Genomic DNA, 13,272 nt, shown 5'->3' on the forward strand with positions numbered 1-13,272 from the left:
ATGGACCCATACCCTTCCGCATCGGCGCGTGCCTCATGTCCACCGTGCAGGCAACGGAATACCGCCAGTACTTTACAGTTTCCAGCGCCCACCACATTGCCCAGATTTACGAGGTAAAGGCCGAGTCCACCAAAGCAGCATACCACCAGTCCACTGGGGCTTGTAGCCCAGTATACGGTATCAAGCCGCCACAAACGCCGGGTTAGCGGCACCTGCAGGGGCCGGATCTGGCATTGCGCCATCTCTCCACCGGGCCCTTGATCCCTCCTGAACGGCGTGGTTGGCCGCGCAACCGGTCGACCGCGCGGGCTCGGGGCACGGCAGCGGTCGCCTCTTGCGCTTATCTATGCGGACACACGCATGGCCGCCAGCACCAGGAATCGCATCCTTCGACCCGTCTCGGTCAGGACATCGGAGATCCCGTTGGTTCGCGGACACGGTAGTCTGCGCGAGGCCAGACATGGAAGGGTGGGTTAATGGAGCGGATAGGCAGGACCGGCATCTGTCCGTCGCATCCCAGGGGCCGTATGGCGCGCTGTGCCTCTGCCGGCGTACAAGGCGGTGCGGTACGGCCGCTCGTTCGCGGCGGTGAACGTATGGCGGCCCGCCTCCAGGCGCGGCCGCGCCTGCGGCATACACGCGAGTCACGGCCCGTGGCGGTACGCCCCTGGTCGTGTCGCAGGCGCGGCGAGCGTACGATCGAGATGCCACGCCCGCGCACCCCATCCTTGTGGCTGCCATGGCGTCACTTCCCGTACCGCGGGACTCGCGGGAAGGCTCGAGAGAGACCTTAAGTCCTGCGTCGCCACAAGGGATACAGGCCTGTCTCCGTGAAGCAGGAACCAAGGTCGCGAGGTGAGGGATCTCCTCCCTTCGGAGGGGCTGTCAAATTGTTCCGAGCCGCCGTTCTCGTGAAACGCGCCAGCGGGCAGTACAATGCCGCGATGACCAGTCCTCGCACCGCTGTCGTTTTGTGTAATCTGGGCGGCCCCGATTCCTTGGAGGCCGTAGAGCCGTTTCTGCGCAATCTGTTCTCCGATCCCGACATCTTCCAGTTTCCGGCCGCGGCTTTCACCCAAGGCCTCTTCGCGCGGCTCGTCGCATGGCGGCGGCGCGAGGAGGCAAGCCGCGGCTACGCGGCCCTTGGCGGGGCCTCGCCCATAGGCGCCAATACCCAAGACCAGGCGTGGGCGCTCGAGCAGGCCCTGGCCGACCTCAAGGCGCGGGTCTTCGTGTGCATGCGCTACTGGCATCCATTGACCGGTGAGGTCGTGGCCGCGCTCAAGGCCGGGGGGTTCGCGCGCGTCGTGTTGTTGCCTTTGTATCCGCAATACTCGTTGACCACGAGCGGCAGCGCGCGTAACGAGTTTCTGCGCGCATGCGCCCGGCTCCACTACAGTCCGGATGTCCGCTTCATCGATTCCTGGTACGAAGAGCCGGATTACCTGGACGGGATCGCGGCCGCCATAGGTCGGGAGGCGCAACGATTCAGTGTCCCGGATCCGGCGCGCATCAGCCTGCTATTATCGGCCCACGGTGTCCCGCAGCGCCTCATACGGCAGGGCGATCCCTATCAGCGCGGGATCGAGGAGACCGCCCGCCTGGTGCGCGCGCGTCTTGCCTGGCCGCGCGTGACGCTCTGCTATCAGAGTCGCGTTGGGCCGCTGGAGTGGCTGCGGCCCTATGTCGATGATGTCATCCGTGAGCAGGGGCGCGAGGGCGTCGACCAGATCCTCGTGTATCCGATCGCGTTCGTGTCCGATCACATCGAGACCCTCTATGAACTCGGGATGACCTATGCTCGGCTCGCTCGCGAGGCCGGCGTCCGGGAGTATCATGTGGTGCCGGCCCTTAACGCCGACCCGGCGCTCATCCGTGCGCTGTCGCGCCTCGTGCGTACCGCCCTTAGGGAAGAGAGGTGATTGTGAACCCCCCGATCGTCATGGTTTTTGCGGGCAATGACCCGACCGGTGGCGCCGGCCTTCAGGCCGACGCCGAGGCGCTCATGAGCATGGGCTGCCATGCCGCCCCGGTGGTCACGGCCATAACGGTGCAGGATACCTTCGGTCTGAAGGGTTTCGCGGCCCTGGAGCCCGGCTTGGTGGCCGAGCAAGCCAGGGCGATCTTGGAGGACATGCCGGTCGCGGCCTTCAAGGTCGGCATGGTCGGGAGCCTCGCCAACCTGACGGCGATCGCCGAGGTCATAGCAGACTACCCGAGCATCCCGGCGGTCATCGACCCGGTGCTCGCGAGCGGCCGGGGAGATCCGTTGAGCGACGAACCCCTGGAGGATGGATTCCGTTCGCTCCTCTGTCCGCTCGCGACCCTGATCACGCCGAACAGCCGCGAGGCCCGGCGCCTGGTCCCGGAGGCCGATAGCCTAGAGGCCTGCGCCCAGGGCTTGATGTCGCTCGGCTCGCGTTACGTCCTCATCACCGGCACTCACGAACCCACCGAGGCGGTGATAAACCTGCTTTACGGAAATCGACAGTTCCTCGAGCGTTTTTCCTACCGGCGTCTGCCGGGCGAGTATCACGGTTCGGGCTGTACGCTGGCATCGAGCTGTGCCGCAGTCCTGGCCCAGGGCCTGGAACCGGTGAACGCCATCGTCCAGGCCCTGGAATACACGCACAAGACCCTGGAGGCCGCCTGGTCGTTGGGCATGGGGCAGCAGCTGCCCGACCGCCTGTTCTGGGCCCGGGAAGACGAGGCCGATCGAGATTGAAGGTTGCCGGACTGTATGTGGTCACCGACGCCGCCTGCTGCCGGCCCGAGGGCCTAGCGCGCGTGCGCGCGGCCTTGCTGGGCGGTGCGCGGGTCGTGCAGTTGCGATGCAAGGGCGCCGGCCTTGCCATCGATACCGCCCAGGCCCTGGTCACCATGGGCCATGCCTTTGGAGTCCCCGTGCTCGTCAACGATGATGTCGAGCTCGCCTCTGCGGCGGGCGCCGACGGCGTGCATCTCGGGCGTGACGATGCCACCGTGGAGGCGGCGCGTGCGCGGCTCGGGCCACGGGCGATCATCGGTGTCTCGTGTTACGCGGATCTCGACCGGGCGCGGGATCTGGCCCGGCGCGGGGCGGATTATCTGGCGTTTGGAAGCTTTTACCCGTCACGCACCAAACCTAACGCCGTGCGTGCCGACCTCTCGCTGTTGACGGCCGCCCGTCCGCTTGGCAAGCCGTTGGTGGCGATCGGCGGGATATTGCCGGAGAATGGGCGCGCCTTGATCGCGGCCGGCGCCTCGGCGCTCGCGGTCGTCGACGGGGTCTTCGGGCACAACGACATCAGGGGCGCGGCCCGCGCCTATCAACGGCTTTTCGAGGATACCGTATGACTGCAAGCCATCGCGCCTTCATGCGCGCCCGATCCGTCATCGCCGGCGGCGTCAATTCGCCCGTGCGCGCCTTCAAGGGCGTGGGAGGGGAACCGATCTTCATGCAGCGTGGAGAAGGTGCCTACCTGTTCGACGTCGACGGCCGGCGCTATATCGACTATGTCGGCGCTTGGGGCCCGCTCATCCTGGGTCATGCGGACGCTGACGTGACGCGCGCGGTGGCCGATGCCGCGGCCCGCGGGTTGGCCTTTGGCGCGCCCACCGAGGGGGAGACCGAGCTTGCCCTCGAGGTCCGCGCCCTGATGCCGGGCCTGGAGAGGCTGCGCTTCGTCAGTTCCGGCACCGAGGCCACCATGACCGCCTTGCGTCTGGCGCGCGCCGTCACCGGACGCGATAAGGTGGTCAAGTTCGAAGGTGGCTATCATGGCCACCCCGATTCCCTGCTGGTGAAGGCCGGCTCGGGCGCGCTCACGCTTGGGGTGCCCACCTCCCCCGGGGTGCCCGCGGCGCTCGCCGCCCACACCCTCGTCGCGCGCTTCAACGACGCGGATTCTGTGGGCGCGCTTTTTGCCCAGCACGGCAACGACATCGCCGCTGTCATCGTCGAGCCGGTCGCGGGCAACATGAATTGCGTGCCCCCGGTCGCCGGCTTTCATGAACGCCTCAGGGCCTTATGCGACCAATATGGCGCGCTGCTCATCTTCGATGAGGTCATGACCGGTTTCCGGGTGGCCGCGGGCGGCGCGCAAGCCCTGTTTGGCATCCGGCCGGATCTCACCACGCTCGGCAAGATCATTGGCGGCGGCCTGCCGGTCGGTGCCGTGGGTGGTCCTGCCGCGCTCATGGATCAGCTGCTCCCCGATGGCCCGGTATTCCAGGCCGGGACCAATTCCGGGAACCCGGTGGCCATGGCGGCCGGTCTTGCCACCCTGAAAAAACTCAAGGCCCCTGGGTTCTATGAGACCCTAAGCCAACGGGTCGCGGCCTTGACCGTCGGGCTCTCGGAGGCCGCCGCGCGCCACGGTGTTGCGTTCACCACCAACGCCGTCGGCGGCATGTTCGGCCTGTTCTTCGCCGAAGGCCCGGTACGTTATTATGACGACGTCATGCGCGCCGATGCCGACCGCTTCCGGCGCTTCTTTCATGGCCTCCTCGGTCTAGGTGTGTATCTTGCGCCATCGGCGTATGAGGCCGGTTTCGTATCCGCGGCCCACACGCCTGCGGATATCAGTGCCACGGTGGCTGCCGCCGAGCAGGTGTTCTCGCGGCTTTCGGGACCCTGACCGGCGCCGGGCCATGGGCAAAAACAGGGGCCCTTTCGGGCCCCAAATTGTGTACCCCCACACGGAATCTTCAGCTCACAAGGATGCGCTGCTCGCGAAATTGCGCGGTGGCGACATGCGGATAGGTGACATGGCTTGCTAGCGAGATGTCGATCCCGAGCATCGCCACGACGTCATCGTGTGCCCGCACCCCCGGCATCTCCTCGCGCAGGTATTCGTAATGCGCCTGATTCATGTAAACGACATTCGGGCGTACCCCGAATGCCTCCGTATAGTCATTGACGAGCGTCAGTACGCAACTCAACATTCCGTCCTCCCAGACCATTCCGTACCTTCTTACCCTGATACGAGCAAGCATCGTGCCAGCTGATACGGATCAAAAAAGTCTCATCCATACAGAGACATAGACGTTTCGAGTCAGGATCCTCCCGAGGTATCGACGCGCCGCGTCACTGCCCTTCGCGCGGTTTGTCAGGTGCGCCCTACCCTGCCATCGGGCGGTGAGTCTTTCGAAGTCCCGGCGCCCGCCGTCATCCCTCCATCTACCGCCTCGGCGGCGGTGTGATATCCGCTGTCAAAGGCATGCAACAGCCTGTAACAACCATGGAGCATGCTTTCGTTTGCGCGCATCTCGCGGTATCGTCAGGGCGTCGATTGCGTCTGACCGCAGGAACGTTCGCGGAGTACGGGCAAGCCGCGATCGAACGATCTCGCACCAGACCGGGGTTGCGGGACGGCCTCTATCCGATGCGCTTGCGCAGGAGCTGGACAGTGACCACTGTTGCCAACGACATTGCCGATGCGCTTGCGATGCCAGATCTGACTTATCGCAGGCTCCTCGAAATGATTCCCATGCCGATCGCGATCTTCTCGGGCGCGGGGGCGGTCTTCGTGAATACGGCGGCATGCGTTTTGATGGAGGCCGAGTCGGCGCAGGAGCTTCTGGGTCTGCCGCCGACCGCGTTCGTGCATCCTTTGGATAGCGCCATTGTCGAGAATCGCATGCGCAAGCTCGAAGAAGGCGCGCTGCTGAACGCTCCGGTGGCGCTCAGGCTCCTTACGCGCCGCGGTCGATTGCGCCGCATCATGACCTCCAGCGCGCGTATTACAGTCGGCGGCCAATTACTGATCGCCGTCATATCCACGGACGATACCATGCGTTACGAGGCCGAAGATCGCCTAAAGGAGAACGAGGAGAACTTTCAGAGGTTGTTCGAAAGCACGCAAGATGTGTACTACCGAACGGATGCCGACGGCGTGGTTCTCAAGGTCGCGCCTGCGGTGCGCCGCGTACTGGGCTACGAGCCCGAGGAGATCGTGGGTCGGCGCGCGGAGGACTACTATCCCAGCCCGAGCGAGCGTGAACCACTGAAAAAGGCCCTGCGGGAACATGGAAAGGTGCAGGACTTTGAGGGTCGCATGGTACGCCGTGACGGAGTCATCATCGATATATCGATCAGCAGTTATGCCCTTTATGGGCCCACCGGACAGTTCTTGGGGGTCGAGGGCATCTATCGCGACATAAGCGATCGCAAGAATCTCGAAAGGGAGCTGCGTCGGCTCGCCACAAGCGACAGCCTGACCGGGATAGCCAACCGCCGGGCCTTTCTCGAACAGGCCAGCGATTGCCTGCGGCGCGCGGCGCGTTACGAGAAGGATGTCGTGCTTTTCATCGCGGACCTGGACCACTTCAAGATGGTGAACGACCGTTACGGGCATGTCGCGGGTGACGGGGTATTGCAGGCGTTCGCCGCGGCGGTGGCGCCTGAGTTACGTGACACGGATTTTTTCGGGCGTCTCGGCGGTGAGGAGTTTGGCATCCTGCTGCATGAGGTCCGCCGCAAGGAGGCGCAACATGTCGCCGAGCGTATCGGGGAATCCGCCCGCAGCCTGCGATTCGCCGCCGCCGACGGCCAGCAATACGGTATCACGGTCAGCATAGGAGCGACCCGGAACCATCGCGATGACCGGGGTATCGAACGGCTCCTGGCGCGCGCCGATATGGCGCTCTACGCCGCCAAGGAGGCAGGCCGCGACTGCATACGCTGGTCGGAGCCCTAGGCGAGGCCAAACCGATCCTTGATCGGCCTACGGTCAACGGCCCGGTCGGCGGCCTTGGCGTGGCCGGGCCATGCCCTCGGTCTCGCGGACCCGAGATCTCATATGCTGGCAGGCGGGTGAAACACCGGTACCCGCATCGCAGTGCGGCCGCAAGGGGTCGCCGACAGAAGGCCGGGCGCTCGTCTTCCGTGGCGCATGAATGGACGGGGTGCGCGAAGGCTGGGCATCCCCTGGGCCCTGTCCTGATCTTTACCCGGAATCGTCCCGGCAAGACACGGGCTTTTGTGTCGCATAAAGCATGGCGAGCCACATGGCGGCGATATCAGCGAGGCGTGGCAGGCCCAGTCACAGGGTCTGTGTGCCGGGTTCGCTTTTACGACCGAGAAACCCCAGAGGCCCGCGATGCGATGGGGGCCCACGCAAGGCCGTAGCGCCCTTGGGCGTGGGACGTGGAGTCGTTGTGTGTTCTGCTTGCGGGCGGCGACTTCATAGTCTCCCACAGGCGCTGCGGCTCATCTTGCCGGACGCGACTATGGGGGTGCGCACCAGAGGTTTCAGTCCTTCGGGGCGGGCTAAGCCCTGTGGGTTCGGTAAGCGGCCTTGATTGTGGCGCGACCGCCACAGGCATAGGTCAGAGAGGCCGTGGCCCGGGCATAAAAGCCATGCGCCAGCGACAGGAGACGGGTTTGCAGTCGCGCATTGGGGCGCGCCTCGCCAAACTCCGGCCCCGCCCATCCACCCGGGATCGGGGACGGCATGGGTCGGTTTAGCGGGCCACGCCCCGCGCGCTTGTAAGATCGTTGGCCAATGCGACGGCCATGGATAGACCCCAATACCCGGGGTCCCGCAAAAACTGCGGGGCACGATCAGGGCCCGTTTCCAGGGACACCGCATCGCGATCCCTGTGGGCCTCGAGCCACCGCACGCCCCGGGGCTAATGCAGGGTGCGCGGGATGCTCAAGGAGAACGCCGGGATGTCGGCATCGAAATGCGTCCCGTCGTCGGCTACCATCTGGTAGCTCCCGCGCATGCTCCCTACGGGCGTCTCTATCATCGCGCCGCTTGTGTATTCGAAGCTCATGCCAGGCTCCAGGTAGGGCTGTTCGCCGACCACCCCGTCGCCACGCACCTCCTGGACCTTGTTGTTGGCGTCGGTGATGATCCAGTGACGTGTCAGGAGTCGTGCTGGCACTGATCCGGTATTGGTGATCGTGATCGTGTAGGCAAAGACGTAGCGGTTGGCCTCGGGGGCCGACTGGTTGTCCAGATAGGCGGTCTTTACGCCCACCTCGATGCGATGCTCGCTTTTGCTCATCATGATGCCCTCAAGCCCCGCGACTCTCGCAGGGTACTGAAAAAAAGACGGAGTCTTCGAGCCGCAAGGCGGTCAGCGTCCCGCCCCACAGACACCCGCTATCAAGACAAATGACGTTTCCGAAGGTGCGGCGACCCAGGCTCGACCAATGGCCGAACAGGATGCGCGTCCCCCGGCTGCGCCGTCCTGGCACATCGAACCACGGGACGAGGCCAGGGGTCTGGGTCCCAAGCGGGCCCTTGTCGCGCATATCGAGTCGTCCCCGCAGGTCGCAATAGCGAATGCGCGTCAACGCGTTGGCGATGAAACGCAGCCGCGCATCGCCGGAGAGCTCTGGGCTCCACAGATCGGGCAGGGGGCCATACACGCCTCCCAGCGCCCGACAGAGATCGGGGCCCCGCAGGACCGCCTCGAGTTCGGCGGCGAGGGTGCGCGCCTCGCGGATATCCCATTGCGCGGGAACACCGGCATGCACCATGGCGACGTCATGATGTTCGTCATGATACAGGAGCGGCTGCTTTCTTAGCCAGTCGAGAAGCTCGACGCGATCGGGGGCCGACAGGATGGCCTCCAGGGTGTCGTCTGCGCCGATGCGGCGCGCCCCGCAGGCCACACCAAGCAGGTGCAGATCATGATTGCCGAGCACGATGACGGGATCTGTCAGGGTGCGCAGAAACCTGAGGGTTTCGAGCGACTCGGGCCCGCGGTTGACGAGATCGCCCGTGAGCCACAGGCGGTCCACGCCATCCACGTAGCGGATATGCGCAAGCAGGGTCTGCAGGGATCGCAGACAGCCCTGCAGGTCGCCTATGGCGTAGGTGGCCATCGGGTATCCCGGGCGAAGGTGTCCGTCGCCTCGACGAGTGCGCTTGTGATACCAGGCTCTGCGGCGGAATGGGCCGCCTCCGGCACGACCGTAAGGGTGCTTCGGGGCCAGGCCGCATGCAGCTCCCAGGCATTGCGCATGGGGCAGATCAGGTCATAGCGCCCCTGCACGATGACGCCCGGTATGTGCGCCAGGCGATGGGCGTCCGCGAGGATCTGATTGTCGCGCAGGAAGGCGCCGTGCATGAAGTAATGGCATTCGATGCGCGAGAGCGCCATGGCGGTATGGGTCAATGCAAAGAAGTCCACGACCTCTTTGCGCGGGCTCAGGTTGGCGGTGCGCCCTTCCCACAACGACCAGGCGCGGGCGCAACGGCGGCGCTCATCCTCGTCGGGACCGGTGAGTCGCCGATAGTAAGCACCCACCATGTCGCCCCTGTCGGCCTCCGGAATGGGGGCCATGAAGTCCTGCCAGTAGTCGGGATACACCCAGTTCGCGCCTTCCTGGTAGAACCAGCGGATCTCCATGGGCCGGCACAGGAAGATGCCGCGTAGGATCAGGCCCAGCACGCGCTCCGGATGGGTTTCGCCGTAGACGAGTGCGAGCGTCGAGCCCCACGAACCCCCGAACACCAACCACCGCTCTATGTTGAGGTGGGCGCGTATGTGCTCGATGTCGGCGACGAGGTCGGCCGTGGTATTGCCATCCAGCGCGGCATGCGGCACCGATCGTCCGGCGCCGCGCTGATCGAACAGGACAATGCGGTAGCGCGCGGGATCGAAGAACCGGCGATGGTAGGGCTCGCAGCCGGCCCCCGGACCGCCGTGCAGGAACACGACCGGGAGCCCCCGCGGGTTGCCGCACTCCTCGACATGAAGGACGTGCGGGGCGGCCACCGCGATGCGGTGCTGCGCGTACGGCTCTGTGGGCGGATAAAGCGTGGCCATGGAGGGCTCCAGTATACCGATATGCGCCTCATAGGCGAAGCGGCGCTAGTCTTGGCGGCGCCGCGCGTGTATCCTTGCGCCCTCCCATGCCCTCCTTGACGACCGAGATTGCCCGTCGCCGGACCTTTGCGATCGTTTCGCATCCCGACGCCGGAAAGACTACCCTCACCGAGAAGCTGCTGCTTTTTGGCGGTGCGATCGTGCTTGCCGGCGCGGTCAAGGGTCGCAAGGCGGCGCGCCACGCCACCTCCGACTGGATGGCGCTGGAGCGCGAGCGCGGGATCTCCGTGACCTCGTCGGTCATGCAATTCCCCTATGGCGAGGCCGTCGTGAATCTGCTCGACACCCCCGGCCACCAGGACTTCTCCGAGGACACCTACCGGACACTGACGGCGGTCGACTCGGTGCTCATGGTGATCGACGCCGCCAAGGGGGTGGAGGCCCAGACCGTGAAGCTCCTCGAGGTGTGCCGCATGCGCAACACCCCGATCATCACGTTCGTGAACAAGCTGGACCGTGAAGGTCGGGAGCCGCTTGAGCTTTTAGATGAGATCGAGCGGATTTTAAGCATCAGCTGCGCACCCGTCACCTGGCCGCTCGGTATGGGTCAGCGCTTCCGCGGGATCTGCCGGCTGGCCGACGAAACGGCGCGGCTCATGCCGCAGGGGCGCAGCGAACGCATCCAGGAGGAACGCCTGCTCGCCCTGCGCGATCCCGACCTCAAGGCCGTCCTGGGCGATGAATACGAGCGCACCCTGCAGGAGATCGAACTGGTACGCGGGGCGGCCCCGGTGGTGGACGTCGGGGCCTATCGCGGGGCGCGCCAATCCCCGGTGTTCTTTGGGTCGGCCCTGAATAACTTCGGGGTGCGCGACCTGCTGGATGCCTTCGTCGCCTTCGCCCCCGCGCCCTTGCCGCGGCCTACTGCCACGCGCGTGGTGGCGCCCGACGAGGAGGCGTTTTCCGGTTTCGTCTTCAAGATTCAGGCGAACATGGACCCGCAACACCGGGATCGCATGGCCTTCGTGCGTATATGTTCGGGACGCTACCGGCGCGGCATGCGCCTCTATCATGTCCGCGAAGGGCGCGAGATCAATGCCGCCAATGCCCTGACCTTTCTCGCCAACGAGCGTTCCATGGCCGACGAGGCCTACGCCGGCGACATCCTGGGCCTGCCCAATCACGGCACGATCCGCATCGGGGATACGTTCACCGAGGGCGAGCCGTTACGCTTCACCGGCGTCCCCAATTTCGCGCCCGAGCTCTTCCGGCGCGTGGTGCTGCGCGACCCACTGAAGAGCAAGGCGCTCTCGCGGGGTCTGGAGCAGCTCACCGAGGAGGGCGCAACCCAGCTCTTTCGGCCGCTGTCCGGGCACGAGATGATCCTGGGGGCGCTCGGCGCCCTGCAGTTCGAGGTCGTGACCTATCGGTTGCGTAACGAGTACGGGGTCGAGGCCGATTTCGAGCCGGCGCCGGTGGTCGCGGTGCGCTGGCTCGAGGCCGATGCCGATACGCTAAGCGATCTGCACCGGCGCCTTGCCGGTCACCTCGCCAAAGACGCGGGCGGGGCGCTCGCCTATCTCGCGCCGTCGCGCTCGCACCTCGACCTGACCGCCGAACGGTTCCCCAAGGCCCGCTTCCATGCCATTCGCGAGCAGCTCGAATAACCGCCCCACCTAACCCTGGCGCTGGGCCTTCTTGCGGTCGTTCTCCTTCAGATAACGCTTGCGCAGCCGGATATGGTGCGGCGTCACCTCCACCAGCTCATCGTCGTCGATGAACTCGATGGCGCGCTCGAGCGTCAGCTGGATCGGCGGGGTGAGCAGGATGTTCTCATCCGAGCCCGACGCGCGCATGTTGGTGAGCTGCTTGCCGCGTAGCGGATTCACCACCAGATCGTTGTCGCGCGAGTGGATGCCGATGATCATGCCTTCGTACAGGTCCTCGCCCGGTCCTATGAAAAGCCGCCCTCGTTCTTGCAGGCTAAATAGCGCGTAGGCCACGCTCTTGCCGGCCCCGTTGGCGATCAGAACGCCGTTCACGCGCCCGCCGATGTCGCCTTTCTTCACCGGGCCGTAGTGATCGAAGACATGGTGCATGAGGCCCGTGCCCGAGGTGAGACTCAGGAACTCTGTCTGGAAGCCGATCAGACCGCGTGAGGGGATGATGTACTCCAGGCGGATACGGCCGCTGGCATCGGGCTCCATGGCCAGAAGGTCCCCGCGGCGATTGCCAAGCCGTTCGATCAGCACGCCCTGGTGGGCCTGTTCCACGTCCAGGGTGAGCGCCTCGTAGGGCTCGTGGACCTCACCGTCCACGATCTTGGTGATCACCTGCGGGCGCGACACCGCGAGCTCGTAGCCCTCGCGGCGCATGGTCTCGATCAGGATGCCGAGATGCAGCTCACCGCGTCCCGAGACCTTGAATTTATCGGCATCGGCCGTATCCTCGACGCGCAGGGCGACGTTGTGGATGAGTTCGCGCTCGAGGCGCTCGCGCAGCTGGCGGCTGGTGACAAACTTCCCGTCTTGTCCCACGAACGGCGAGGTGTTGATCTCGAAGGTCATGCTCACGGTGGGTTCATCCACGGTGAGCGGCGGCAGGGCCTCGGGCCGGCTTGGGTCGCACAGCGTGTCCGAGATGTAGATGGGGTCGATACCGGTTACGGCGATGATGTCGCCGGCCGAGGCCTCCTTGATCTCGGTGCGCTCCAGGCCCAGGAAGCCCAGCACCTGCAGGACTTTGCCCTCGCGGCGTTTGCCCTCGCGGTCGATGACCGCCACTGCCTGATTGGTGCGTACCGTCCCGCGCTTGATGCGGCCGGTGGCGATCGGGCCCACATAGCTCGAATAGGCGAGGCTCGAGACCTGCATCTGGAAGGGGCCGTCGGGGTCGACCTCGGGCGGCGGGGTGTGGCGCAGTATGGCCTCGAAGAGCGGCGTCATGTCGCCCTCGCGCACATCGGGCGAGAGGCTCGCGTAACCGTACAGGGCCGAGGCGTAGACGACCGAGAAATCCAATTGCTCTTCGGTCGCCCCCAGTTTGTCGAAGAGGTCGAAGGTCTGATCCAGGACCCAGTTCACGCGTGCCCCCGGCCGGTCGACCTTGTTGATGACGACGATCGGCCGCAGCCCGAGGGCGAAGGCCTTGCGTGTCACGAAGCGCGTCTGTGGCATGGGTCCGTCGACGGCGTCGACGAGCAACAGCACCGAGTCCACCATGGACAGCACGCGCTCCACCTCACCCCCGAAATCCGCGTGCCCAGGGGTGTCGACGATATTGATGCGGTGATCGCGCCAGCGGATCGCCGTATTCTTGGCGAGGATCGTGATGCCGCGCTCGCGCTCGAGGTCGTTGGAGTCCATGACCCGGGCGCCCATGTTCGCGCGGCTTTCAAAGGTGCCGGATTGTTTCAGCAGTTCGTCGACGAGCGTGGTCTTGCCGTGGTCGACATGGGCGATGATCGCGATGTTCCGAAGATTCTGGGTTGTCATAGGGGACGCA

12 protein-coding genes are annotated in these 13,272 nt (G+C 65.3%); 6 read left to right on the forward strand and 6 right to left on the reverse strand.

Translation table 11 applies throughout. From position 1 onward, the window contains the following. The first annotated feature begins 944 nt into the window (after nt 1-944). From hemH to hemL, 4 genes are read left to right on the forward strand one after another with little or no spacing between them, the layout of a single operon-like run. Nucleotides 945-1,922 carry a ferrochelatase gene (gene hemH / locus C4900_RS00570; protein ID WP_141689192.1) on the forward strand — a complete coding sequence of 326 codons (978 nt, stop codon included), beginning with the start codon at nt 945-947 and terminating at the stop codon, nt 1,920-1,922. Nucleotides 1,923-1,942: 20 nt separating this feature from the next. Beyond that, nucleotides 1,943-2,725 carry a bifunctional hydroxymethylpyrimidine kinase/phosphomethylpyrimidine kinase gene (thiD, locus tag C4900_RS00575; RefSeq protein ID WP_114282792.1) on the forward strand — a complete coding sequence of 261 codons (783 nt, stop codon included), beginning with the start codon at nt 1,943-1,945 and terminating at the stop codon, nt 2,723-2,725. Next, complete coding sequence (gene thiE / locus C4900_RS00580) at nt 2,722-3,336, forward strand: thiamine phosphate synthase (RefSeq protein ID WP_114282118.1); 615 nt, start codon at nt 2,722-2,724, stop codon at nt 3,334-3,336. The genes thiD and thiE overlap by 4 nt, the downstream gene beginning before the upstream one ends. Further along, nucleotides 3,333-4,619 (forward strand): glutamate-1-semialdehyde 2,1-aminomutase, encoded by a 1,287-nt coding sequence (gene hemL, locus C4900_RS00585; RefSeq protein WP_065969044.1) that lies wholly within the window; start codon nt 3,333-3,335, stop codon nt 4,617-4,619. The genes thiE and hemL overlap by 4 nt, the downstream gene beginning before the upstream one ends. Before the next feature lie 70 nt (nt 4,620-4,689). On the opposite strand, the gene C4900_RS00590 is transcribed toward hemL, so the two are convergent. Next, nucleotides 4,690-4,926, reverse strand: a complete 237-nt coding sequence (locus tag C4900_RS00590) for a hypothetical protein (protein ID WP_141689193.1) — start codon at nt 4,924-4,926, stop codon at nt 4,690-4,692. Between the two features lie 464 nt (nt 4,927-5,390). On the opposite strand from C4900_RS00590, the gene C4900_RS00595 reads away from it, so the two are divergent. Continuing rightward, a complete protein-coding gene (locus tag C4900_RS00595) occupies nt 5,391-6,680 on the forward strand; it encodes a sensor domain-containing diguanylate cyclase (protein ID WP_170132358.1) in 1,290 nt (429 codons plus the stop codon). A gap of 572 nt (nt 6,681-7,252) precedes the next feature. Here C4900_RS00595 and C4900_RS17070 read toward each other — a convergent pair. From C4900_RS17070 to pip, 4 genes are all read right to left on the reverse strand, one after another. Further along, nucleotides 7,253-7,438 (reverse strand): transposase DNA-binding-containing protein, encoded by a 186-nt coding sequence (locus C4900_RS17070; protein WP_083995643.1) that lies wholly within the window; start codon nt 7,436-7,438, stop codon nt 7,253-7,255. A 176-nt stretch (nt 7,439-7,614) separates the two neighbouring features. Next, nucleotides 7,615-7,998, reverse strand: coding sequence for a Co2+/Mg2+ efflux protein ApaG (apaG, locus tag C4900_RS00605; protein ID WP_065969046.1), 384 nt, complete (start codon nt 7,996-7,998; stop codon nt 7,615-7,617). Between the two features lie 7 nt (nt 7,999-8,005). Beyond that, entirely contained in the window at nt 8,006-8,821 is an 816-nt protein-coding gene (locus C4900_RS00610; protein ID WP_114282119.1) for a symmetrical bis(5'-nucleosyl)-tetraphosphatase, read from the reverse strand. Then, nucleotides 8,803-9,768, reverse strand: a complete 966-nt coding sequence (gene pip, locus C4900_RS00615; RefSeq protein ID WP_065969048.1) for a prolyl aminopeptidase — start codon at nt 9,766-9,768, stop codon at nt 8,803-8,805. The genes C4900_RS00610 and pip overlap by 19 nt, the downstream gene beginning before the upstream one ends. An 86-nt stretch (nt 9,769-9,854) precedes the next feature. Between pip and C4900_RS00620 the strand changes: the two genes are divergently transcribed. After that, nucleotides 9,855-11,435, forward strand: a complete 1,581-nt coding sequence (locus tag C4900_RS00620) for a peptide chain release factor 3 (RefSeq protein ID WP_114282120.1) — start codon at nt 9,855-9,857, stop codon at nt 11,433-11,435. Between the two features lie 9 nt (nt 11,436-11,444). Here C4900_RS00620 and typA read toward each other — a convergent pair whose 3' ends face one another. Continuing rightward, nucleotides 11,445-13,262: a translational GTPase TypA gene (gene typA, locus C4900_RS00625; protein WP_065969050.1), complete on the reverse strand. Its 1,818-nt coding sequence runs from the start codon at nt 13,260-13,262 to the stop codon at nt 11,445-11,447. Nucleotides 13,263-13,272 lie beyond the last annotated feature (10 nt).

Source organism: Acidiferrobacter thiooxydans (assembly GCF_003333315.1).
Classification (GTDB): domain Bacteria; phylum Pseudomonadota; class Gammaproteobacteria; order Acidiferrobacterales; family Acidiferrobacteraceae; genus Acidiferrobacter; species Acidiferrobacter thiooxydans.